Source organism: Pelomonas cellulosilytica (genome assembly GCF_021353265.1).
In the GTDB taxonomy this organism is placed as follows: domain Bacteria; phylum Pseudomonadota; class Gammaproteobacteria; order Burkholderiales; family Burkholderiaceae_C; genus Pelomonas; species Pelomonas cellulosilytica.
Map to the genome: position 1 here is coordinate 752,133 of NZ_JAJTWU010000002.1, position 25,336 is coordinate 777,468.

General features: G+C 61.6%; 11 protein-coding genes and 1 pseudogene. 9 read left to right on the forward strand and 3 right to left on the reverse strand.

Annotation, left to right across the window (positions count from 1 at the left end; genetic code table 11):
- Positions 1 to 27 precede the first annotated feature (27 nt).
- Positions 28 to 1,536, forward strand: a complete 1,509-nt coding sequence (locus LXT13_RS07310) for a hypothetical protein (protein WP_233371162.1) — start codon at positions 28 to 30, stop codon at positions 1,534 to 1,536.
- Here LXT13_RS07310 and LXT13_RS07315 read toward each other — a convergent pair.
- Both LXT13_RS07315 and LXT13_RS07320 read right to left on the reverse strand, forming a co-directional pair.
- On the reverse strand, positions 1,452 to 1,862 hold the full coding sequence (locus LXT13_RS07315; RefSeq protein ID WP_233371163.1) for a tyrosine-type recombinase/integrase: 411 nt from the start codon (positions 1,860 to 1,862) through the stop codon (positions 1,452 to 1,454). The genes LXT13_RS07310 and LXT13_RS07315 overlap by 85 nt on opposite strands.
- Before the next feature lie 25 nt (positions 1,863 to 1,887).
- The gene (locus LXT13_RS07320) at positions 1,888 to 2,730 is read right to left on the reverse strand and encodes a hypothetical protein (RefSeq protein WP_233371164.1); all 843 of its coding nucleotides are present in this window, start codon (positions 2,728 to 2,730) and stop codon (positions 1,888 to 1,890) included.
- A gap of 114 nt (positions 2,731 to 2,844) precedes the next feature.
- Here LXT13_RS07320 and LXT13_RS07325 point away from each other — a divergent pair, with 114 nt between their 5' ends.
- Positions 2,845 to 3,018, forward strand: coding sequence for a hypothetical protein (locus LXT13_RS07325; protein WP_233371165.1), 174 nt, complete (start codon positions 2,845 to 2,847; stop codon positions 3,016 to 3,018).
- Between the two features lie 1,319 nt (positions 3,019 to 4,337).
- The gene (gene gspG / locus LXT13_RS07330; RefSeq protein ID WP_233371166.1) at positions 4,338 to 4,769 is read left to right on the forward strand and encodes a type II secretion system major pseudopilin GspG; all 432 of its coding nucleotides are present in this window, start codon (positions 4,338 to 4,340) and stop codon (positions 4,767 to 4,769) included.
- A 417-nt stretch (positions 4,770 to 5,186) separates the two neighbouring features.
- Here gspG and LXT13_RS28945 read toward each other — a convergent pair.
- Positions 5,187 to 6,217 (reverse strand): annotated as a pseudogene (locus tag LXT13_RS28945) (IS5 family transposase).
- Between the two features lie 665 nt (positions 6,218 to 6,882).
- On the opposite strand from LXT13_RS28945, the gene LXT13_RS07345 reads away from it, so the two are divergent.
- The 6 genes from LXT13_RS07345 to LXT13_RS07370 all read left to right on the forward strand — a co-directional run bounded on the left by LXT13_RS07345 (position 6,883) and on the right by LXT13_RS07370 (position 25,327).
- Positions 6,883 to 13,371, forward strand: coding sequence for a PKD domain-containing protein (locus LXT13_RS07345; RefSeq protein WP_233371169.1), 6,489 nt, complete (start codon positions 6,883 to 6,885; stop codon positions 13,369 to 13,371).
- Positions 13,372 to 13,376: 5 nt separating this feature from the next.
- Positions 13,377 to 15,233, forward strand: coding sequence for an RHS repeat domain-containing protein (locus LXT13_RS07350; RefSeq protein ID WP_233371170.1), 1,857 nt, complete (start codon positions 13,377 to 13,379; stop codon positions 15,231 to 15,233).
- The gene (locus LXT13_RS07355; RefSeq protein WP_233371171.1) at positions 15,230 to 19,906 is read left to right on the forward strand and encodes an Ig-like domain repeat protein; all 4,677 of its coding nucleotides are present in this window, start codon (positions 15,230 to 15,232) and stop codon (positions 19,904 to 19,906) included. Before LXT13_RS07350 ends, LXT13_RS07355 begins: the two co-directional genes overlap by 4 nt.
- Positions 19,907 to 19,915: 9 nt before the next feature.
- Positions 19,916 to 20,377 (forward strand): DUF4265 domain-containing protein, encoded by a 462-nt coding sequence (locus tag LXT13_RS07360; RefSeq protein WP_233371172.1) that lies wholly within the window; start codon positions 19,916 to 19,918, stop codon positions 20,375 to 20,377.
- Between the two features lie 396 nt (positions 20,378 to 20,773).
- The gene (locus LXT13_RS07365) at positions 20,774 to 21,166 is read left to right on the forward strand and encodes a glutaredoxin family protein (RefSeq protein ID WP_233371173.1); all 393 of its coding nucleotides are present in this window, start codon (positions 20,774 to 20,776) and stop codon (positions 21,164 to 21,166) included.
- Positions 21,167 to 21,337: 171 nt separating this feature from the next.
- The gene (locus tag LXT13_RS07370; protein ID WP_233371174.1) at positions 21,338 to 25,327 is read left to right on the forward strand and encodes a putative Ig domain-containing protein; all 3,990 of its coding nucleotides are present in this window, start codon (positions 21,338 to 21,340) and stop codon (positions 25,325 to 25,327) included.
- Positions 25,328 to 25,336 lie beyond the last annotated feature (9 nt).

Below are 25,336 nucleotides of genomic sequence, written 5' to 3' on the forward strand. Positions count from 1 at the left end.
TGCCTGCTCGGAAGAGCCTTGGTTCAAATGCGCTATCTGCTGGCAGCCTCAGCCGCACTCTTGGTCACGATGTCGACGTTGGCGGCTGAGCGCCAGCCTCACGTCCTGCGGATACGTTCGTTGAGCGAACCGGTCCCGCTAAGTGCGGCACGCATCAACAGCGGTGAATTTCTAGGTCTGGATCGCATCGGTCGGCGCGACGACGGTTCAGTGGACCTGCGCATCCTCCTCGTCCATGGCATCGGCTGGACGCAGAACGGCAGCCAGCCGCAGTTCGGCACAGACCTTCTGCGCGCATTGCAGCGATCGTACGGGGCTAAAGCGGTCGGGTTCGAAGGAGACAAGCAGCCCAGATGCGCTCAGTCCAAGAAGACGGAAGATGAGCCGGACTATCCCGTCGCGGGCGTGGACCTCCAACCGGTTGTGGAGCAGCGCGTCGACTACTACGCCAGCGACAGCCCCGTCACTCGGATGTGGAGCCAGGGGATAGGGTGCCTTGATCGAACGACGTTCAGCTTTCCCAGGGGGCGGGTGACGCTGTACCGCCTGGTCTGGGACGATGCTTTCTACAACGCCTATTCCTACCCCCTGGTCGGTTATGACGACGCGATTCGCTCTGGTCATGAGCAGCCACAGCCACCGGCCTATTCAGGCTATGAGGACCTGAGCGCCACACGGCGGTCGGGGACGTCGGCGCTGCGGGACAACGTCATGACCTACGGTCTCACGGATGCAGCGCTGTACATGGGCCCGATCGGCGAGCTGATGCGCATGTCGGTGCGCGGCGCCATCTGCGCGGCAGTCAACGACGCGACGGGAAGAAGCGACGTGTTCACGCCGTTGATCAGGAAGGCCACCGTCAAGACTCCTGCGCTACAAGAGATGCAGGTCGAGGACTTGTGCGGGCTGGACGCACCGGCCTCACACGCCGTACCGCTTGCGATCGTGGCGGAGAGTCTCGGCAGCCGCATGGTGTTTGACGTGCTGAGCAAGGAGCGTCAGGAAGGCGTGGCGCGCAAGCTCAATGAGCTGCCGGGATCGGAACTGGAGGTCTACCTCCTGGCCAACCAGATTCCCCTGCTCGCCGCAGCGAACCTGAAGCCCGCCAAAGCCGTCACGCCGTCGACGTCCATCAACAAGACCCTGCGCTACATCGCGATTTCGGAATCGGACGATCTGCTTAGCTGGGAGCTCGTGCCCTATTTCGAGCATCTGTACTACATGGCATGCCGTGGTGAGAGCAGCGACACGCGCGCGCCAGCGTTCAAGGACTGGTGTTCGGACGGGGGGGGGGTGATGCAGGCTGTCCTGGATTTCAAAGCCGGCCGCAAGGAGCGGAAAAAGTACATCGAGGCCTTGGGCTTCGAGGTGATCGACGTGCGCACGTCGTTCAGCCCGCCAGCAAGCCGGCTGCTGAACGAGCACACCGACCCAGAGGTCGCGCACACCGGCTACATGCGTGCCGATGAGGTGCGTCGTGTGGTGATGTGCGGGGCTGCCAAAGGCGAAACGAACCCGGCTTGTGCGATCCGGTAAGGCCTTTCGCCTGCGAGAGGCCTTGGAGCGGCGAGCCACAGGGGAACGCGTGCGCGCGCCCGTGGCGGCAAAGAACTTTTGATGCTGGCGTTTCTGCGCGATGCAGCAGAACTTGCTGCAGTTTGCGGCAGCATCACTACCCGGTCCTTGCCGCCTTTGCTTTGGCGCACATGGATTGCGCGTTGCGCGAAGTCGATGTCCTTGACTCGCAGGCACAAGGCCTCGGTGATGCGCAACCCCGTGCCGTACAGCAGGCGCGCCAGCAATTGATACTCGTCCTGCAGCTTGGCCAGCACCGACAACACTTCATCGACACTGAGCACCACTGGTAGGAGCCGCTTGGGCGTTCCGCTAGGCGAGGACAGCCTTTTCGCCGTCTCGCGACGCTCTGAGGTAGTCCAGCGCGCGCTGCATCTCCTTTTCGCGCTCGCGCAAGCTCGGCAGGAGTTCCTTCTTCATAGTCGACTCAAAGCTCACGATCTCACGGGCCGCTTCCTCTGATGAAAAGGCAGTCTGCACTTTGATCTCAAGCAGCCGCGAAAGTGTGTTGAGATGCTTGTCTGCGGAGTGGAGCCGGACGCTTTGCCTTGAACCTCTTTCGTTCCACATGTTACGGATATAGGCTGTCTCCATCATGAGGCGGAAGTCGGCTACTGCGTTGTAGGCGCCCTCTGAGGTCGGATTGACTGCCGGCTTCAGCACACCTCTTGCAGCCACATTGCCATAGAGGCATGCGACCGCGGCGGTCACAAGCGGGTGAGCCAGGGGAACACCGTGCTCTACGGCCAGTGCATCGATCTTTGGTAGCTCGCTGCGAGCATCCAGATAGTTGCGCTGTTGTGGAAGCAGGCGTTGAAGCTCCATGGCGAGAGGCACGAGCGCGCTGGACTTCTCTCGCATGTGCGGTGCGAACGCAGCCGCCGCTGAAGTGCCCATCTCTTGCAGGTACTCTGCATCCGTCCGGGCGTGGTGATAGAACATGCCGACGGCCTGAGACTCAACCATCAGTTGGTCATGCAGCTCCGCCCCCGTTTGCCCGCGTTGGGAGCTGCCCTCCATGATCGAGAGCAGAGGACTTGCGATGTTTCCTTTACGGTCGATTGCCCTCGCTAGGGCCACGCCTGACGTCGGAACGCCCTTCAGGGACTTTTTGATGTCCTCAACAATGTTCTTGTCGAGCAAGTAGAGAGCCATGGCTCCTCCTTCGTTGCGGCTGCCCCAGAGGGCCAGTTGTTCTTGAATGGGGCTGCGATTTATGGGCGGCCGTCTGTTCTTCAAGCCTCACGTATATCCCGCGACGAGATCCATTTGCAGCGACTCAAGCGCGGGCTGGCGCTCTACCGTCTCGTCTTCGGTCAGCCTCGGCAGGAAGAGCTTCTCACGCACCTCGGCGACCTCGACGAAGAGCAGCGTCAGGCGGCCGTTGCCAAATGGCGCATCGACTTGACACCGCCGGCGCTGCCTGACCAGTCCGAGGACTAAGTCGCTGCCTTGAAGCGCGTGCGTGCACCCCGACAGACTTTGTTTGTCATCACCGTCCGAGGGGCTTCGAACCTGCAGCTTCCGACGGACTTTGCGCCAGCTCGTCAGTGCTGAAGAATCAAGCACTTACAGACGCCCTCTCCGACGGACTTTATTTGTTGGAGTCACCCGTGACCTTTGATCGTATAAACAAAGACTGTCAGTGGAAAACAAAGACTGTCAGACTTCGAGAAAAGCGTTGCGTTGCTATTCCTTGCCAATTAAGTTTTAGATAGCGCAATAGAGTCGTAGACGCCCTAAGCGACCGCGGGGGGGGTTAGACACGAGGCCGACCGCCCCCAGCCCTGTCGGGCCGGTTATCGCGCGCTCGCGAAGCCAAGAGACAGTTCCTGCAAGCCGACTGATCCGATCGGCTTCGCATCCTTCAATGGCCTTCTTGATAGGTTCGAACTTGCCCTTGGTCGAGTTCGACTTCGCCTTCACCTTTGAGCAGAGCACGGCGTCCTGTGCAGACGGCTTCAGGACTAGCAGGAGGCCATCGCCGCGCGGGCAGACGCCTGCCCCGAGGCACCGACTCCTAGGCCGAATCAGACGCCGGCCAGTCACTGGAACTGTCGTGTCATCGAAATCCCGTCGGACGAGGAGACTTGGTTTGCGGTCCACGAGGTCTATTACGAAGACGGCGTGCCCGTCGCCTACAGCAAATCGCCCGCGGCGGCTGGCTGGAAGGACGATGATGGACCGGAGGCGGGGCTTCATCGGCTGGATAAATTCATTGAGGCGCTGATGAAGTTGAGTTCATGACTCCTGCTGGCGAGACGATTGGTTTCGTCACGGTCGCGGAGGTTCAGTTGCAGCCAGTGCCTCAACAATGCCGAGGCGGCGGCTGAGGGCGCGACATTGAGATGTTCTACAGCCCAAGCGGCGCCACGACATGGCCCGCGGAACTTCGCTGTCGATGCGCCTAGCGCCGCGCATTCGGCGAGGACTTGACGCTTCAGGTCTGCATTGTGACGCCGGCGCCTGGCGGCTTGGCGTCTGACACCTCAACAGCCGATCCTGGCTCGAGCTCCCGAAACCGGGTGCGATCCGTCATGCGACGGTTTGACACAAACTCCTGCGTGTGCAACCTGGGGAGCCCGTTGCGGGAAATCCGCACGGCGGGTTCTGTCAGAGGGGACGGCAAGCGCAATGCTCGAGGCCCGTCTCTATCCACCACGTCCTCTTCCGCCGCCAACAGGGCGCCAAGCAGAGGATCCCGCGGGGCATCGAAGATTCGTTTGCGTAATCGGGCCGTTCGCGCCGGCACATAATGGCCCATGCTCTCATACCACATGCTAAGGCTTCGGCTCAACAAAGGCTTCACACTTCTCGAACTATTGGTGGTCATGGTCATCATCGGGCTGTTGGCGGGGTACGTGGGCCCGAAGTTTTTTGGCCAAATCGGCAAGAGCGAGGTTAAGGCAGCCCGCGCGCAGATCGATGCGCTAGAGAAGTCGCTCGACCAGTACCGCTTGGATGTCGGCCGATACCCAGCTACCGAACAAGGACTCGCGGCTCTCAACACCAAGCCCGCCGACGAGTCGAAGTGGTCAGGGCCCTATCTGTCCAAGGCTGTACCCAAGGACCCGTGGGGACATGAGTACCAGTACCGGAGTCCGGGCGAGCATGGCGAGTACGATTTGTTTTCCTTCGGCAAAGACGGCCGCCCTGGTGGCGAAGGCGAAGACGCCGACTTGACCAACTGGTAAGCCATTCGCCGCGCCGCAGTTCAACAATAGCGTTGTGCCGGTGGTCGTGTCGAACACGAGCACATTTAGGCATAAGACAGACGTCACCTTCTCGATCTGTCTCTAGGCGCGCTCCGTGTCTCGCCGGGATACGCCCGCCTTGGTCGGCGGCAGGCGCAGGTGAATTGTCGCGATCTGCCGGTATGCGGCCAAGGCCGCGGCGGGCGCCAACGTCTGCTCTGGTCCTTGAGATGCCTGCGGCGCAATGGCGGCCAGGCCGCGCTCAAACTTCGACTTCAGGGAAGAGGCCGCTGCACGACTGACCTCACGACGAGCGTCCGCGGCCGGAAGTGACGGCGAATTCAAGATGTGCAATCTAGACCCGGTTTCGGGCCGGTTTGACGCCTTTCGAGCCCTCTCCCAGGGGCCTTCGGCCCCTCAGGACGGACTACTCCCTGCATACGGCTGCAGCCGCCCGCTTTGCAGCTTCCTCATCGCCTTGAGCAGGTTCACGCCGAGCGCCGCCCAGGCCATCTGCGCCTGCGTCTTGGCCACCCCGAAGTACCTCGCCCGGCTCAGGTGAAAGCGCCGCTTCATCGTGCCGAAGCCTTGCTCGACCTTGTAGCGCAGCTTGGCGATGGCCCGGTTTATCTGGGTCTGCAACGGATGCACCGGATGGCCCCGGCTGCCCTTGAGCTGGATCAGGTCACCGATGCCCTTGGCCTGGAGGTACTCACGGTTGGCCGCGCTGGCATAACGCTTGTCCGCCAGCACGTCCTCAGGCTGGATGCCTTGCTCGATGAGCGCGTCGACGATGCCCGGCAGCTTGTTCACCTCGGACTGGTTGGCCGGGTGCACTTCGACGTGTTCGACATAGCCGTCCTCGGTGTCCACGGCGCTGTAGCCGCGGTAACCGAAGAAGGCCTCATTGCCCTTCTTGACCCAGCGTGCTCCTCGTCGGCACTGTCCACCACGTCGGCCTGACCCTCGTCATCGACTTCGACATGCTGGTTCGGCCGCGCCGCACTCTCGATGATGGTGGCATCGATGATCGCGCCGCGGCTGCCGGCGACCTTCAGGCCCTGGCCTTCGAGCTGCACATTGACCCGGCGCAGCAGCACCTGGTCGAGCTTGGCCGTCACGAGCCGGTTGCGGAAGCGGCAGATGGTGGTGGCGTCGGGGAAGCTGCCGTCACCGGGCTCGAAGCCGGTGAACACCATGAAGTCCAGTCGTACCTTGAGCGCGTGCTCCAGCTGCGTGTCCGACAGTCCGTGCCATTGCCCCAGCAGCATCAGCTTGAACATGGACAACGGCGCGTACGGCTCAGGGCCGCCGCCGTGCGTGGCCTCACGCTTGTACAGACCCTTGAGCTTGTGCGCGATCTCGGCCCAGTCCAGCAGCTCGTGCAACTTCATCGTCGGCGAGTCTTGGACCAGCGGCCTGGCGCCCATGAGGAAGAAGCTGTCCATGCCGGATTGCAGCCGATCTCCAGGCGCCGCGCATCAGGGAAGTTATGCAGCCGTCTCGGGACCCTCTCTTTTCGACGCGCTAGTCATGGCATACGGCGAGCGGCAGAACCAGGTTGCACGCAGACCTGACCCGCACAGCCCTACTTGTCACAACAACAGAATGCAGCTCCGTGAAGCGGGCAAGATTCACCGGCCGAAGCACAGCGAAGTTTGTGGTCTTGGAACTCTGAACCGCGCTAACATCGCCGCGACAAAAAACCATTTCCGCCGTGCAGTCTTTTGTTTAGGCGGTGCATGAGTCAGGGAGCGATCAAATGCTTGAGCGTCGGCGCGTTGCGCCTTGGTTAGGTTCGCCAGTTGAGCGCTGGCAGCGTCAGGGGCAAGTGTCGGCCTTTTCGGGTGGCGGAGCGCTCAGCACCGCGTTCCCACCGCGTTCGCATCGACGCTAGTCCCCTTCGTTGGCTGACCGGTGTTTTGCCCGGTTAGTTGGCTGGCGTCACCGCCCGCTAACCCTCAACGATGTACCCGGGCAGTGGTACTTCACATCGATTGCATCCGACCAATGAGTCCGATGCGCTCTTCAAGATCGTGGCCCCGCGGCAGGTCTCGCAACGTGTTGCGGGCTTGAGTCAGCGAGTCCAGTTTCAGCATCGAGAACCCGACGTATGGCAGCCTTTGTCGCGCGCATTGTGAAAATCCTCATTGCTTTGCTATGCGGACTTTTTGTTCATGTCGCGGCGGCTGGGATAGACACCCAGCTCTTTGGTGATGACGCGTCGAACGGGCCGTACCCAATCGGCTTCACGTTCAAGTACTACGGCGTCGAGCGTACGCAGTTCTACGTTTCCACAAACGGACTGTTGAAGTTCACCGGCGCGTCGACTGACTACAGCAACAGCTGTCTGCCGAGTGGCTCCCACCCCAACACGATCTTTGTGTTCTGGGATGATCTACGAACCGACTCGCCGAACAATCCGACCGGAAAGATCCACTATCAGACCGTTGGCGAGGCGCCGAACCGCAAGCTGATCGTTCAATGGACCAATCAGTACTTCTACGGTTCAAACCTGCCGATGGGCACCTTCCAGGCAGTTTTGAGCGAGGGCAGCAATCAGATATCGCTGCAATACCGCTATCTGCGCGACACACGAAGCACAGGCACCGAAGCAACGATCGGCATCCAAGGCGGAAACGGCGAGAACGTGCAGGTCGGCTGCAATGCTGTCAATAGCATAGCTGGCGGCCAAGCGATCTCGTTTACACCTGACTCGGCCGGTACGCAGTACGTGATGGATAAGGCCGCGGCCTACGACTTCATCGACATTTCCGGCCTTACCGCAGCAGCCCCAGAACCGATGGGCCGTTACACGAGTACGGCGCCTGTCTGGCGCTGGTCGGGGATCCCTGACCTGAACACCTACCAAATTGAGGTGCAGACTGACACGGGTGCCATCGTTGTGCCAGCCCAGACGCTCGGCAATGTCGACTCGTTTACTTGGTCTGCGGGCTACGAGGCCGGCAAGACCTATCTGGTGCGAATCCGGGGCAGCGTCAACAACGGCGGCACCTGGGAGGCTTGGTCAGCGTTCAGCTCGCCAACGACGATCGATCAGACGCCGCCAACAGCACAGGTTTCATCATTGACCCAGATCAGCGCCAATGCGATTGATCTGCGCTACTCAGCCGTCGACCCAGGCGGTGAGGTTGGCTCGATCCGCGTGCAGATCGCCGGGAACCCGGAGTTCACGAGCCCTCTTGTAAACGAGTTGCTTCCCTCCGGCAGCACCAGCTACACCTATGGTGCGGCCGTGCCGGGGCAGCGTCTGTACGCACGCGTGATCGCGACCGACGCGGCTGGCAACAGTTCGGCGCCGTCGAATGCGCTCGATGTCCTTGTGGTACCAGCTCCGACCGCTGACTTCTCGCCGAGCGTTGGCTCGGGCGAGGCTCCACTCACCGTCACGTTCGACAATCGCAGCACCGGACAGGCGTCGAGCTATCTTTGGAACTTCGGTGATGGACGCACCAGCAGCGTAGCCGCGCCGAACATCCGATACGAGGATGCGGGCACCTTCAATGTGACGTTGCGAGCAGTCGGCGTCGGGGGCTTCACAGACAAGACGGTATCGATCGTCGTGACCCCGGACGTGACGCGCCCGAACGTGACGTCTGTCACCATTGACGGCGTAGTGATAGCGGGCGCCGTGACTTTGCAGCAGACGAAAGCTCTGCGGTTCAGTGCCAGCGACGCTAGCGGTGTGACCAGCGTCAGTGCGCGCTTTGCGGGACAACCGCTAGCGGTCGAGAGCTTGGGCGGCGGCAACTATCAGTTGTCGCTCAATCCGGAGGCAGTCCCAAACGGTGACTATGTACTGGAGCTGATGGTTGTCGACCGACCCGGCAACTCCTCGACGGCGACGGTGCCGGTTCGCGTTGATTTGCCGCCGCCTCCAGCGCCGGTCTTGCAAGCGAATCTGCCCACAAAAACCAATCGAGCTGGCGTGACCGTGGTGGGCACGACCCAGTTCGGCACTGAGGCACGCCTGCTGCTCAATGGCGCCGAGGCGACCGACTGGGTGCCCGTACAGAACCAGCGCTTCGAGATCGGCCTGACGCTAATCGAGGGCGCCAACCGCATCACGGCCATCGTCCGCAACTCGCGTGATCGTAGCCCGGTTAGCGCGGAACTGCTCGTGACACTCGATACCTCTAAGCCGCGTGCGCCGGGCTCGCTGACCACAAGCGCCTTTGCCCAGGGCAAGGTGCGTCTGGCTTGGCAGCCATCGCAAGATGCCGCTGCTGTCGGGTATGTGATCCTGCGCGCTGCCGGCCCCTTCGAAGACGTTGCCCAGGCCACTCGTGTCAACGGCACACCGGTTGCGGGATCCAGCTTCGATGATGTGCCACCGACAGATGGCATCTACTTCTACCGCGTCGCCTCCATCAACCAACTTGGCACGCTGAGCCTCCTGTCGAACCTCGCTCAGGCGGTCGCTGACAACACGCCGCCCAAGATCAACGCCGTTGCATTCACCCCTCAGGGCAAGATGGACGTCGCCACAGGCCGCTATGGTCAGGGGCGAGTCGATCTGCGCGTTACCTTCAGCGAGGCTTTGCAGGGCGATCCCTATGTGGCCCTCGCCCCGAACGGCAGCGCACCAATCGTGATCCAACTTGCTCACAGCGAGGCGCTGATCTACACAGGCAGCTTCGTCATCGACGCCAACACCCCGTCTGGCGTTGCGACTCTGCTGTTCTCGGGGCGAGACGAGGCAGGCAATCGGGGCACGGAGATCGTCGGCGACGCCACGCTCAAGATCGACACCATGGGGCCTGTGCTGGCTGCGATTGCCGTCACCCCGGCGCAACCCATCAAGTACCAGACCGGCAACGTGCTGTTGGCGCAGTTGACTTTCGACAAGGCGTTGGCTGCCGCGCCGCAGGTGCGCTACCTGCTCTCGGGTGCACTGCGCACGCCGACCGCCATTGGCGATGTCGTCCAGATCGATCCCAAGACCTACCGTGTCAGCTTCACGTTGCCGAACGATGCCGGTCAGGGTGCACCTGAGTTCTTGAGCTTCAGCTTTCAGGCACTTGACGATCTGGCGAACAGCTCCAGCCGCGTCGCGGCCCAGAACCGATTCCAGGTCTATCAAGGCACACTGCCTCCGCCCGCCGGCCCCTTGGGCTTCACGGCTAAGGCGCAGCCGGCCGGCCGAGTACTGCTGGCCTGGCAGTCTGTCGATGAAGCCACTAGCTATCAGATCTATCGCCAAACCCCTGGCCAATCGAACCTTGAGCCTCTGGGGCGAACGAGTGGTGTCAGCTACATAGACTCGACCAGTCTGGACGGCACCTACAAATACGCTTTGGCTGCCGTGCGCCAGGCCAATGGCCAGGAGTCGCTGTCAGCCCAGACCTCACCGGTCGAGGTGATCGCCATCTCGAGCGGGCCTGGCGCGCCGCAAAATCTGACGGCGCGCCTGACCGGGCAGGGCATCTATGCAAGCTGGCAGGCGCCACTGGCAAGCCAGGTCGACTCCTACAACCTTTATCGTGCGGGTGGCACAGCGATTACCGCGACTGCGGGCCTGACGCCGCTTAAAACCAAGATCCGCTCGCTCGCCACCTACGACACCAATCCATCCCCCCAGGAGGGCGCGTATGCCGTTACGGCTGTCGATGCGGCGGGCAATGAGTCGGCGATGTCCAGCTCGATCTACCTCAATGCCAGCTTGCTGCCGGTGCGCAACCTGCGCATCGAGCAGATTGGCAATGTACAGCCGACATTGAGTTGGCAGGCGCCGAACGGCAACCTCTCGGGCTATCAGGTTTACGTCGGCCCGGATGACAGCAGAGTCCGCATCACGCCAAGACCAATCGCGGCGCTCAGCTTTGTCGATACCGGCTTCACCTCGGGTGAGCGCCGCTACACGGTCGCCTCGGTGGATGCCAATGGCGTCGAGATGCCCCGAAGCCTGACACTTCCGAACACGGCGGTACAGATTGCCAGTGGCTTGCCGCTCAAGCGCGGCGTCATGAACCGAATACAGGTGCAAGTCGGCAATCTTTCAACCCAGGGACTGAGCAATGCGCGTGTCGTCGTGCGAGTGCCGGTCGACAAGAACTCGACCGAGTTCAAGGAGCATCGCTCGGACGCGTTCGATCTGGCTGCGTCAGACACGCGACTCATCTCGCTCATCATCGGCGGACATGCTGATATGCCGAGCGTGGTGAATGCCCAGTTGGGCCTTGAGATTGCGCCCAATGAAGGAGAACTCGTCAAGATCGCCAGGGATCAGCGCATGGAGGTCGTTGACGGAGCGCTAGTGGTTGGCATGTCGACCGAGGAATTCGTGCGCGGCGGCGAAGGCAAGCTGAAGCTGTCGATCGAGAACACCAGCGATGTCGAGATCGAGTTCCTTACAGCGACTGGTAACGGTAGCGCAGATTCGAATGAGTTGCGCTTCAAGATCCTTGACCTGGACGGAAATCTACTGGCCACGCAGCCATACCGCCAGGTCTTCGGTGCCAACGTAGTTACGCTGACGAACGGCCAAACTGTCGCACGAGTCGCCGCTGGTAGCAGTTATCAATCGGATCTGTTCAAACTCAACGTCCCGACCTCGAGCCCGAACGTAGTACGCGTTGTCCTTGAAGTCGACAAGCTGCGCTACCACTCCGGCCAGTCAGACGAAATCACGATCACGGGCCGCGGCTCGGAGCGCCAGGTGTCGCTCCTTGACACAGCCTATGTGGGCGAGGTCACCAACGTGACGCCGGTCAGCTCTTTCGGTGACCAAGACATTGTCATTACCGGTCGAGCGCGGGGCCGTGCAGGAGAACAGTTGCTGCCCAACACGCGCCTCAAGCTGATCTTGAATCAGCAGGGTTTCGAGCGCAGCTTCATGGTTGTCACTGACGCACAGGGACAGTTCACGTACACATTCAAGCCGACTCTGACCGACGCGGGCCTCTACAAAGTCAGCGCCGTACACCCAGACATCACCGACCGGCCGGAGCAAAAAGCATTCACGGTCAACCGAGTGACTGTCGGACCGAGCCCTTATCGCCTCGATCTTGCGAAAAACTATCCGTTCACGATTCCTTTCACGGCCAAGGCCGGACCGGGTACTGCGGCGACCAATCTGCGTCTCTTGCTTGATCCGGCCAGCCAGCCCACTGGACAGATTCCGGCGGGACTGACGATCCAGCTGCCCAACCCGGTCAATTTGGCCGAGAAGCAGACCTTGAACTTGCCCGTGCAATTCCTTGCCTCGCAAGACGCGCAACCGAGTGGCACGCTGCTGTTGCAGGTCATCAGCGACGAGCACCAGGGCGCGCCTTTCGGCGTCCTGACAGTCAACTATGTGCTCAGCGAGGCTAAGCCCTTTCTGATTAGTACGCCGAATTTCGTAGAAAGTGGTATGTCGCAGGGCGGCACTCAGCTTGAGTCACTCGTTCTGCAGAACCGTGGGTTGATGGAGGCGACCAACTTGCGCTTCACGTTGACGAAGCCGGATGGCCAGACCCCCGCGCCTGCTTGGGCCGCCATCACCAGCCAGACGGGTGGAAGCCTGGCCGTTGGAGAGTTGCGCACGATAGATCTGAGCTTTGCGCCGCCGTCCGGCACCCCTGAGGGCGTCTATGAGTTTCGCCTCAATTACGTTGGCGACAACGTACCGACGGGATTCGTCAATGTCTATGTCAGCCTGACGCAGAGCGGCAAGGGGCATGTGCTATTCAAGGCAAGCGACATGTACACCGCCACGGTGGGAAAGGACGGCAAGCTGATTCAAGGTCTGGCTGGTGCGACAGTCCTCTTGCAAAACGAGGACGTAGCTACTGTCACCGAGGAATTGACGAGTGACGCGGCAGGCGAAGCGCTGTTCCAAAACGTCCCGGCTGGTCGCTACAAGTTCAAGGTCAAGGCCAATAACCACCAGGAGATTAGCGGGCGCCTGTCAGTCAAACCCGGTATCACGCTCAACCAGCCAGTGTTTCTCAACTACAACCTGGTCACCGTTGAATGGAGCGTACGTGAGGTGCCGATACAGGATCGCTACGAGGTCACTCTCAACGCTACGTTCGAGACCGATGTGCCTGCTGCCGTTGTGATCATGCAGCCATCTAGCATCAACCTGCCGAAGATGAACGCGGGCGACGTCTATTACGGCGAATTGAGCTTGACCAACTACGGCTTGATTCGCGCCGAGAACGTGCGGCAAAAGCTACCGCAGAGCGATGCGTTCTTTCGCTTCGAGTTCCTGACCGAAGTGCCGGCGACGATTGAGGCCAAACAACGCCTCACCATCCCATACCGCGTTGTGGCACTTTCGTCGCTCGAAGCTTCGGCAAGCAGCGGCCAAGCCTCCGGTGGTGGTTGCTACAGCTACAGCAATAACACCTCGGTTGCCTATGAATCGAAGTGCCCAAGCGGTACCAACAAGGGTTCCACCGGCTCATCTTGGTTCAGCGGCAGCAACAGCTCCTGCGGCGGTGGTGCGGGGGGAGGCGGCGGCGGTGGAGGTGGCGGAGGCGGTGGAGGAGGCGGCGGAGGCGGAGGCGGCGGTGGAAGCGGTAGTTCCACGCCGATCAAGCTGAAGGGCAAGAAGTGTGTGTATGTGCCCAAGGGTTCGAGGTGCGAATCGTGAGTTGTATGAATCGATTGCTTCAGAGCGCGCTGATGGCTTGCTTCGCGCTGAGCGCGGCGACGGTGGCGGCGCAGCAAGGCACGCATGACGTGGTCGTCGGTGTGCCCAACGGATACCTCACGATCAAGTCAGACGATCTGAGCGTCGTCACCACATCAGGTCCTGTGCGCTGGATGCGCATCTGGGACGGCCAGGAGTGGCGCTTCAATCCACATTGGGAGAGCCTCTCACAAAGCTGGAAGAACCTGACCGGCTCAAAAGCCGCTGACACGACTGCCGGAACGCAGGGCGGCAGTGGAGGAGGCAGCACGTCTGCAGGCGGAGGATCGGGCGGTGGTGGCGGTGGCTGCTGGGTGCTGGTCGACGAAGACTGGCAGCCGTCGACTGGCACCGCCGTAATTGGCGGGGTTCCCGATGCCGGCCCGGTGCTTGCCGCCCGCACGGCTCCGTTCAATCGGTTGATGGGGGAGGCATCGGGAGACTATCCCCCGCCGGTGCGCGTCAATGTCGACTTTGCTGCACTGTGCGGCGGCGCCAGTGGCTCCGCCTTCGTCGACGTCGAGGGTATCCGCCGTGCTAATGAGCTCTATCTTGGTGAATCAGGTCGGTATGCCTTTGACAACCGAACCGGGCTCGAGAAGCGTTTGATTCGCATGCTTCAGTCAGCTAGCACAGCCGCGATCGATGAGGCAGTGGTGGGCGGCCAATACCCGCTCAATGTTCTGGACAACCAGAAGGGGTACCGCTGGACTGACAGGGCCGGTGACTGGATTGACTACAACGTGCAGGGACAGATCGTCTCCTACGGTGATCGCAACGACAACGTCGTTTGGATGTTGAGAGACACCACTGGGAAGATGCGCGCAGTGCTTGATGCGGCAGGGCGGGTTGTCTACAGCCTTCACTACGCAGGCGATCTCGTCACCGAGGTCCGGGACTATCCAGTTGCCGGCTACGCATTGGATCTTCCGGCGCGCAGCGTGCGCTATGCCTATGACGAGCGTAACCGCCTGAACAAAGTGACAGATGCTCGTGGGAACACGCTGGCCTACGACTATGACGCCTCCAACCGCCTAATTCGCGTGATTGACCAGGAAGGGCGTGTTGAGCAGTTCTCCTACCAAGGGGACACGGTTGCCAAGCGCACCGCGCCGGATGGTGGTGAGACTGAATACCTCTTCGAATACGACGATGTCAACAAGCAGTTCGCGAGCAAGGTCACTGGCCCGGAGACCGATGCCGGGCGTAGGGTTGAGCACTTCACGCACAACCGCGTGGGCAAACTGGTTCGCTACATCGTCAACGGCCGTACCGAGAATGAAGTTCGCTTCGACACTGCCAACCGCATCGAGATCTCGACCAACCTGCGAGGGTTCACTACGCGTGTCACGCGGGATGAGTTCGAGCAGGTTGTCAAGGTCGAACTGCCGGGTGGTGCGACGCGTACCAGCAAGTATTCGCCACTGCACCTGCAGCTGACGGAATACGTGGACGAGGCTGGGGTCAAGACGACTTACGAACACGACGCCCGGGGCAATCTGCAGAAGAGGACCGAGGCGGTCGGTACACCCGAAGAGCGTGTCACCGAGTACGAAACCAACGCGTTGGGGCAACTCGTGCGCTACACGCGCAAGGGCCGGCTCGAGAAGAACGGGGTGCAGACGCCCGATGCGAGCTGGACCTTCGAGTACAACCAGCTTGGCCAGGTCAAGAAGACCACCGATCCGGAGGGACATATCCGGGAGTACGTCTACAACCGTGCCGGCGAGCTCGTGCAGCACGTCGATCCCCGCCGCAACACGACCACGTACACGGTGGACGCACTTGGCAACCTGCTCAAGGCGGTGAGCCCGACACCATGAAGTGTTTCATCGAGATCAAGAACATGGCCAGCGCGAAAGTGAAGCTCCTGCTGGGCGTAGCCGCCATCCTTGTGGGCGGCGCAGCCTATGCGGAGCAGTACCCGGTCAAACTGCAGTCGGGCTACACCCAGGTCTATGCAGGCCAGGAGGTTCAGTTCCGCGTCATACAGCCACAGATACCAGGCAACGTGCTCTACGAAGCCTTGACTGTGATGCCAGGCAATTGCCGTTACCTGGGCAATTTCGGTTTTGCTGACAACGTACCGCTGACCGTGGGCAATGTTGCCTGCCGGTTCGAGTATCCAGGTACCTACCAGCTGCGAGGCTACGGTGGGATCGTCCAGGATGTTGTCTACCCGAATAGTGGCATTCGCAGGGAAGCGACATGGTTCAGCGACTCCAGGAGTAACGAGGAGATCACGCTGACGGTGCTGCCTCAGTTGCGGCCGACCATCACTCTGACGCTGCCAGAGAGTCGTGTCGTCATCGGTCGGCCCGCGCGCTTCACGGCGCACCTGACGGGCCTCGATCCTGCAGTGCCACTGGCCGGCGCGATCATGATCTCCGGCAGCGGCACGACGGGTCTGGCCTTCGCCAGCGGCACGCAGACGTTGTTTGAGGTCGACGCCCAGGGCAATGTCAGCGGCGAGTTCGTGCCAGGCACTGCCGGCACTTTCCGCTTCACGGCCCAGCTGTATCGCAAGTCCGATTCCTACGCCAGCGTCTATGCGACCCCCGTTGATCTGATCGTCGACAAGGGTGGGAGCCGTGTGAATCTCGCCAGCTCAGTGCCGGTGGCCCATGGCAAGCAAGAGGTGATCCTCAGCGGCAAGGTTGAAGGCACCAACCCGACCGGCTGGGTGCAGGTTGTCAGTGGGACCTCGACCGTCGGCACCGGATACCTTGACGCGTCGGGCAACTATGCTGTTCGCACCACCCTGGCGGCCGGCGCCTACAGTCTGATTGCCAAGTACGGCGGTGATAGCAACCATGCGCCGAGCGAGTCGACGCCGCTCCCGCTAGCCGCCGACAACGCTGGCGCGTCGAACGTGGCGCTGCGCACATCGCTCAAGGACGTCGCGGCTGGCAAACCGACGGTGTTGGTGGCGAGTGTGGCGGGCAGCCGGCCCGGCGGTTTTGTCAGCTTCTTTGAGGGGGCCAACCTGCTCGGTCGAGCGCCCGTCATCGACGGCGTGGCCATGCTCTCTGTCAGCTTCGCCGCTTCGGGTGCACATGAGGTGCGGGCTGAGTACGAGGGCGACGCCAACAACGTGGCGAGCAGCTCGGGAGCCTTGCCGGTGAGCGTGGCCGATGCTCCGCCGGCCAACTTGGGCACCAACGAGCGCAAGTACAGCTACGACAAGGTCGGCAACCTGATCTCGGCAACCGACAAGCGAGGCAACTCACTGCAGGCCGCCTACGACGCGATGAACCGCCCCGTTGCGGCGGTCAACGCTGTGGGTGGCCTGAGCCGCACGCGCTACAACGGGCAGGGCCTGCCTGTCAGCCAGACGGACGCCGATGGCCGTGGCGAGACGGCCGAGTTCGACAACTTCCTGCGCCTCATTCGTCAGGTCGACGGGCTGGGCAACCGGACCGAGTACGGCTACGAGATCGCCGACGGTTCGAGCAGTGGCCTGCCCGGATCGCTGCAGGAACCCACGGAGATCCGCTATCCGACTTTCACGAAGCGCGTGCGCTTCGACGCGCTGGAGCAGCCGACCAGCGAAACGCTGCTGAACCCGAACCCGCTTGGTACGGAAGGTTTGGTATCCGGTCGCACCTACGACGCACGCGGCCTTGTCAAAACGGAGACCGACGCGAACGGCAAGACGAGCAAGTTCGAATACGACGAACTCGGTCGACTGACGGTGCGTGAAGACAGCCTCGGCAACAAAACACAGGCCAGCTATGACGCGCGCGGCAACCTGCTGACCATCACGGACCCGAACGGGAACGTCACGCGCTTCGAGTACGACCGCAACGACCGCGTCGTCAAGGAAATCCTGCCGCTCGGCCAGACCACCTCCTTCACCTACGACGCCGCCGGCAACGTCGAATCGCGCACCGATGCATCCGGCCGCAAGCTTGCACACGTCTACGACGCCCTTGACCGCGTCAAGGAGAGCCGGCTGTACGACGCAGGCGGCCAACTGCAGCGCACGACCCAGCTGAGCTGGGACACGGAAGACAACCTGATCGGCTGGACCGACACCGATGCGACCCGTCCTGCCGGCCAGCAGACCAGCAGCGGCGTGCTCACCTATGACGAGGCCCACCGCAAGCGCTCAGAAAACGTGACCGTGCCCGACCCCGCCGGCGGCACGTACACCCTGCGCTATGGGTACGAGTACACGCTGGAGGGCCTCAAGAGGCGCCTGACCTGGCCCGACGGCACGGCCATCGACTACGACTACAGCGTCCATGGCGAACTCCAGTCGGTCGCGATCCCCGGCGAAGGCAGCATCAACGTCACCGACTTCAAGTGGCTGGCGCCAAGCAAGCTGATATTGCCCGGCGGCGGCGCCAAGGAGAAGAGCTACGACGGCCTGCTCAACCTGCAGACGCTCAAGGTCAAAAACCCGGGCCAGCAAACCGTGCTGGACGTCGCAAATAGCTACGGCAAGCTGCAGGAGCTGAAGACCAGCCAGCGCACCGACACGGTCGGCACGGCGAGCAGCAACCGCGACAGCAGCTTCACCTATGACGACGAAGGCCGCCTGAAAGAAGCGCAGACGAGCGGCAGCTTCGGCAACGAGGTGGAGGTGTTCACGCTGGACGCCGCCGGCAACCGCATCGCGCACAGCCGCGTCAGCGGCGCGTGGAGCTATGACGCCAACAACCGCCTCAAGACGCGCGGCACTGGCGCCAACGCGACGACCTACGACTACGACGATGCCGGCAACCTGACGCGCAGGATGGAAGCGGGCGGCAAGGCCACCGAGTACCGGTATGACGGGCTGAACCGCCTCGCCGAGGTTCGCACTGGCTCGGGTCTTTTGGTGGCCCGCTACGGCTACGACCCGCTGGACCGCCGCATCTGGAAGGAACAGTACCGCGATGCTAGCGGCAATGCGCTTGCGCCTGCGCAGCGCAGCTACTACCTCTATGCCGATGAAGGCCTGATCGCCGAGGCGCGCCAACCGATCACCCTCGCGGGCGAGACAGTCACCGCTTCCGCAGCGCCGCAGCTGGCAAGCCAGTACGGTCCGGAGCCTGATGCCGATTTCACGACGGGTCATCTGTTCGTCAAGACGATAAACAGCAATGGTCAGCCCGTCGTCGCGTACTTCCACCATGACCACATCGGCACGCCGGTCCAGGCCACTGACCGCGCGGGCAACGTTGTCTGGGCGGCGCATTTCAACGTCTTCGGCCAGGCCCAGATTACGACGCCGGCGGCGACCACCGACAAGCCGACGGTCACGACGGTTTTGAGGTTGCCGGGTCAAATCGAAGATGCCGAGACGGGCCTGCACTACAACTACCGTCGCTATTACGACCCGGCGACCGGTCGCTATATCACGGCCGACCCAGTGGGGCTTGATGGTGGTACGAATCGGTATCGATATGCCGATGCTGATCCGGCCAATCTGACGGACCCGACTGGGGAGATCATTCCCGCGGCAGCCGCTTACGCGAGCTGCGTTGCAGAGTGCATGTTGGAGGACGCGGCAGTTAGTACCCTGGGTGGCGAGTGCAACGACGTTGGAGGAAGCGCCAAGAGTTGTGCGGCGTCTTGCCTGCTAGGCCCGCTGGGCCGGGCGATGAAGTGGGCGAGCAAATTTAAGAAGGTTGAGAAGGCTAAGCCTTTCAAGAAGATGGTCGAGGAAGTTGCTTGCCCATTTGTTCCTGGTCAGAACAGTTTTCCTGGCGACACGTTGGTCCATGTCAAGCCGGAACAGTCGTCCGAATGGAATGCTATTGCAGGCATGGCGCAGCTAAGACCGATTAACGAGCTAAGGGTCGGCGATGAGGTTTTGGCATTTTCGGAGTGGAAAAATAAGGGCATAGATTCGGCTCTGGATGAGCGACTTGGCTATCAAAAGGTGGTTGACGTTTTTCGTTCATTTAAAGAGCAAAAAATAGTCAATATATTCCTGGCCAATGGTCAGTCCTTGGCGACAACGAGCGGTCATCCGCTTATGACTGACAAAGGCTGGAGGGACGCTGCCAGCTTGGAAGAAGGTACTCGTCTTTGGCACAAGCCTCTCAGCACCGCTGTCCCCGGGGATGAGCCATCAGACGCCGGATTTGTGAAAATTGAGAAGATCAGTACCGAGTGGCGGAAAATTCCCGTATTCAATCTTGAAATAGCGAACGGTCACACATATTTCGTCGGGGAAAGTGGAGAGCTGGTTCACAATGGCAAAACGAATTGCGGCAAGGTTCAAAAAACCCCATCGGGGAAACGAAAAGAGGACTACACACCAAAAAACAAGAGGGATGCTAAGAAAAAGAATGCAGAAAAGAACGACGGCCAGATGAAGTGTGAGGACTGCGGCAGGGATTTGGAAAATATTGCGAGTAAGAAAGGCGAACCAACTCCTCCAAACCAAGCGCAGGTCCATCACGATCCTCCGATTCATGAAGGGGGGACTCGCGAGTCAAGCATTCCTAGAATTCTATGTCCTGGCTGTCATGGCAATCGCCACCGATTTCCGAAAGGTTGAGAAAAAGCAATGAATTCAAAGTCGAAAACTGTGAATGTCAGTAACTTACAATTCCAGCTGGACGTTGAAGATGATTGGCCGCCAGTAGGTATTGAATCGCTACCATTCCGCATTGACGTTGATGGATACAAGCTTCTTAAGCCTCCGCTGTTCGTTAAAGGCCTATCAGTTGGAGATGTCATAAGGCCGACCCTTGATGGCGGCGGAACAGTAAGTAGTTGGTCGCATCAGACTCGCTCAGGCCGAACAACGTTGTGGTTGCTGCGTCTCGATGAGCCAAATAACCTGGAGCAAGTATTGGAAAAGCTGCTTGAGTTGGGGTGCAATGTTGTCAAGCTTCCTCAATACGGCTGTTATTCAATCGACGTGCCCGCTGAAGTGAAGATCGGCGACATTGATGCGGTATTGGATGAATTGAATCCCGAGTTCGTTGCGTGCGCCTTTCCGTCAATGCGACATGCAGAGGATTAAGAAGCCCGGCAGGTTGGGGTTACGGGTCAGGGGCATTTTGAACTCCACCGCTCAGCTTGGCTTGTATGCCCATCCTCTTTGGCCAGAAATTCTTGTCTAAACTAATCGGCTAGCCACTTTTTGGCGTCTTGGAAATTTTTGGATTTGAGATGCAGATCTGGCGCCCTTGAATAAAAACAACTCCGTCGAAACCCCTCTAGCTGTCGTTGCATGCCTACTGTCTGCCCAAAATGCAATCATGTCCGTCCGCCGGACACGACCGTCCCGGCATGGCAGTGCCCGTCCTGCGGCGTTGCGTATGCAAAAGCGGGTTCGCCTGCGGCATCGGCCGCAGTGCCCCAGCGCAGCACGGTTCATGCCGCCGCGACGAGTCCAGGGCGGGCAAGCCGCTGGAAGATGATCACGACCGTCATGGCGATCTTGTTGGGGCTGTGGTGGGGCCATCAGGCTCGCCTGGACATGCGCAAGGGCGGCGAGATCGGGCAGACGAGCGTCAGCGACCTCGACGACACCGGCATCCGGCAACTCGCGTCCACCGTGCGGGCCGAGCAGATCGTCATGTACTCGACGAGCGAATGCGGCAATTGTGCCCAGGCCAAGGCATGGCTTGCCAGCTACGGCTTCGCCTTCACCGAATGCAATATGAGCGTGGACAGCCGCTGCGTTGGCGAGTTCCAGGCTTTGCGTGCGAGCGGCACGCCGTATCTCGTCGTACGCGGTCCGCGCGGTGAGCACCACATGAAAGACGGGTTCGACAGCGACGAGTTCCTGGCCGCGCTTCAGGGATGACGTGAGAGCGAGCTGGCGCGAGCCGGCCGACGAGAACGAACGAACAAGCATTAAAGCCGGCTGAGGTCGGGAGGAACGAGCAAGATGATGACCAAGGCCAAAGCCGCTTGGCGGACAGGAATCGCACAGGTTGTCGCCCTGTGCGCTGCGGGGCGTCGTTCAGTTGCCCTGTTGACCGCGGCTGGCGCCATGGTGCTGAGCCCGGCTGCCTTTGCGCAGGAAACGATCTGTGCCAAGGTCAAAATCGAAATCAAGCAGGAGCTGGCTTTCGAGCGCCAGGGGTTTGAGGCCGAGATGAAGATCAGCAACTCGACCGACACGAGCTTGCTGGAGAACATCAGCGTTGACGTCAAGGTGGCTGACGAACTGGGTACGCCCGTGTCGATCTCGACCGACCCGAATGATCTCAGCGCAAAGTTTTTCATCCGTCTGGCGAAGAAGGAAAACATCGCGGCCGTCGATGGCACCGGTACTGTCGCTCCCCGGTCGACGGCGCGAATCGAATGGCTGCTGATCCCGTCTCCCGGCGCGGCCGGCAGTTCGCCGCTGGGCAAGAAGTACCTGGTCGGCGCGACGCTGCGCTACCGCTACAACGGCGAGGACACGGAGCTGAACGTGTCGCCCGGCGTCATCACGGTGAAGCCGGTGCCGCTGCTGAGGCTTGATTATTTCCTGCCTGCCGAGGTCGAGGCCGACGACCCACTGACGCCGGAGATCGAGCCCGTGGTGCCGTTCACGCTCGGCGTGCGCGTGCGCAACAACGGCCTGGCCACGGCGAGCAATCTGAAGATCGACTCGGCCCAGCCCAAGATCGTCGAGAACAAGCAAGGCCTGCTGATCGGCTTCAAGCTGACCGGGAGCTACATCAACGACATGCCGGCGCAGAACACACTGATCGCCAACTTCGGCGACATCCCGGGCAACAGCGCCAAGATGGCCCGCTGGATCATGGAGACGACGCTGTCGGGCAAGTTCACAGAGTTCACGGCGAGCTTCAGTCATGCCGACGAGTTGGGCGGGGCCTTGACCTCGCTGGTCCAGGCAACCAATGCCCATGTGCTGGTGCGCGACGTGAAGGTCGACCTGCCGGGCCGCGACGCGGTGCGCGACTTTTTCGCCCGCGATGGAGACATTCTGCGCATCTACGAATCGGACGGCCCGGACACCGAGGTCACCGACCAGAGCGCCCTCGCGACGCTGGCGCCCTCAGGTGCGGGTAACGGCTTCACACTGAATTTTCCGGTCACAGCGGGCTTCGTCTACGTGAAGCTCAAGGACCCCTTCGACGGCCAGAAGCCGATTGGCACCGTGCAGCGCTCTGACGCCAAGGTGCTGCCGCCCGAGAACGCCTGGCTGAGCCGGACGCGCAACCCGTCGACCAAGCTGTGGGAATACTGGGTCAACTTCTTCGACGTCAACTCGACAGGCAGCTACACCACCGGCTTCAAGGCGCCCGACGTCCAACCGCTGCCGCCGGTGTTGCAGTACATCCCGGACCGCACAGTCAAGGAGGGGCAGCAGGTCTCGTTCCTTGTCGAAGCCAGCAGCCCGAACGGTCGTGCCGTGCAACTGACGGCCGCGCCGATGCCGGCCGGAGCGCGCCTGCTGGCCCAGGCCGCGATGCCACAGCAGCCCAACGTCGGTCGCGCCGTGTTCGACTGGACGCCGCCTACCGGCAGCAAGGGCGCCTACACGATCACCTACACCGCCACCGATGGGCTGCTGCAAGCCACCCGCGATGCGAAGATCACCGTGCAGCAAGCGGGCCAGACGCAGTTGCCGGGCACGCCGCGCATCGTGTCGCCGCTGTCGGGTGCGCGGCTCACGCAGCCGATCGTGCGCATGGCTTCGGCCGACCTGCAGACCGTCGCCCTCAGCGCAGCCTCCTCTGGTCTCACCAGCGACACGGCCGCCACGCTGCAGTTCGAGCTCTACGCCGACGGTGGCATGACGCAGCAACTCGCGACGAGTTCGGTGGCCATCACCAATGGCCAGGGCACCTGGCTGGTGGATGTTTCGACACTGCTCCCGAACACCCCGTATTGGTGGCGCGTGCGAAGTGGCGACGGCCTGCTGTTCAGCCCCTGGGTAGATGCATGGTTTGTCGCCAACACCGGCACCAACCCACCCGGCGCCTTCAATGCCACGTTGCCATCGCACGGCAAGGAAGTTGGAACTACCACGCCCACCTTGAGCTGGAACCATGCAGTCGACCCCGACCAGGAGGCGCTGACCTACACCGTCGAACTCTGCCGAGACCGCGTCGACAACGAAACGATCCCCACCAGCAATGGAATGTGCAACGGTGGCGCCAACCAGATCCTGGTGGTGACATCCCCGGCGCTGCAGCCCGGTTCCATGGGCATGACCAGCTGGGTCGTCCAACCGCCGCTGGTGGACGGCAAGAAGTACGACTGGCGCGTCATGGCATCGGACGTCAGCGGTGCGCGCACGTCCACCGCGCTGCGCAGCTTCACGGTCAACACCGCCAACACGGCGCCTTCCACGCCGGCCACCGTCTCGCCGCCCGCAGACGCCGTGATCGATGGCACGTCGGCCACGCTCTCAGCACAGCCCGCGGTAGATGCGCATGGTGACGCGCCGACCTATCTGTTCGAGATCGACACCGCGCAAACGTTCGACTCGCCGAACCGCCGCGCGTCGCCAGCGGTGGCAGCGAGCGGCGGCAACCTGTCATGGATAGCGATTCACCTGGTGAAGGGGCAGCGTTACTGGTGGCGCGTGAAGGCGCAGGACGGCCGTGCAGAGTCGGGCTGGGCGGTGTCCACCTTCGTCGTGGCAGCCGACGCGGTTGCGCCGGCTGCGCCGGTGGTGCGCTATCCAGGGCAGGATGCCTGGGTGAGGTCGAGCCAGCCGTCGCTCGCTGTGAGCACGGCCAAGCCGCCCGAAGGCCGAACACTGCGCTATCAGTTCGAGGTTTACTACGACGCCGGCCTCGCGCAAAAGCTGATAGACGGCAGCACGGATGTGCCCTTCTGGGTAGTGCCCAAGGCATTGGATGACCTGTCCACCTACTGGTGGCGGGCCCGGGTACTGGACGATCGGCAGGTCGCAAGCGACTGGAGCGTCGTGCAGCGCATCAACGTGCGGCTGGATTCGGAGCAGGGGCAGAGCGTGGCGCTGACGACGCCCGAGTGGATCGTCGCGCCTCGCTCCGTGGCGAACGGGACGAAGCGGGTGGTGCAACTGCGCTGGGAAGTGATGAACCCCGGTAGCGATCCGACGGTCGCCCTGTACTACAAGCCGGTGTCGCTGCCTTTGCCAGCCGGCTTCGACCCACGTGCCACCTTCAACGGATCTCTCATCGTGGAAGGTCTCAAGCCCGCTACCGGTCGATCGGGCGGCACGTACGAATGGGATGTCTCCAGCTTCCCCCCAGGCCCCTATGTTGTCTATGCGGTCGTTTACGGCAATGCCGGGCAAGGGCAGAGCTTTGCGCCGGGGGCGGTGGTTGTGCCAATGGCTACGCTGAGTGGCACCTTCCAGTTAGTCAAATCGTCTACCACCTACGAGTCCGGCACCGCCACGTGGGCCTTGTTACGGACCGGCGCCACCTTGAAGGCACCATGGAATCTGCTGCCGGCAGACCAGGGGGGCGACTTCGTCTTACCGCCGCTCAGCGTCCCCGCGGGTTCATCTAGCGGGAGCAACCAGTTCACCGTATATGCCCCGCGTCAGTGCTTCGCCGACTCGCCGTGGTCTGGTGCGGCCTACGTGATCAATTCGCTGGATCCCAATGGGCACGGTCGCTCAAGCTCCGTTTCCCCGCACATCACCTACCTCACATCGTCCAACACGAACTTCGACGACGTGCGGCTCTGCCGGATCCGGGTTCTCAGGGAGACGCCGGTCAGCGACACCGATTCCAACTACCTGCTGACCGCTGACCTGGCCAATGCCGGTGCCGCCTTCGCCAGCGCGACGGCGGTGCCCGTGGTGGGCAGTCCGACCGCGACGTCCACCTGTCCTAATGTCACCGCAGTGCAAGGGGAACTCCGCTTCGGCGCTGTGGGAACGAAAGAGGTGGCACATCCCGAAGGTACTGTGGCCATCCGCGCGCCACGGTCCACCTCGTCGACGCAGTGGACCAGGCTCGTGCAGGTCTGTGGTCCCCTCTGGAATGTCACAGTCACGCGTTGACGGACACGG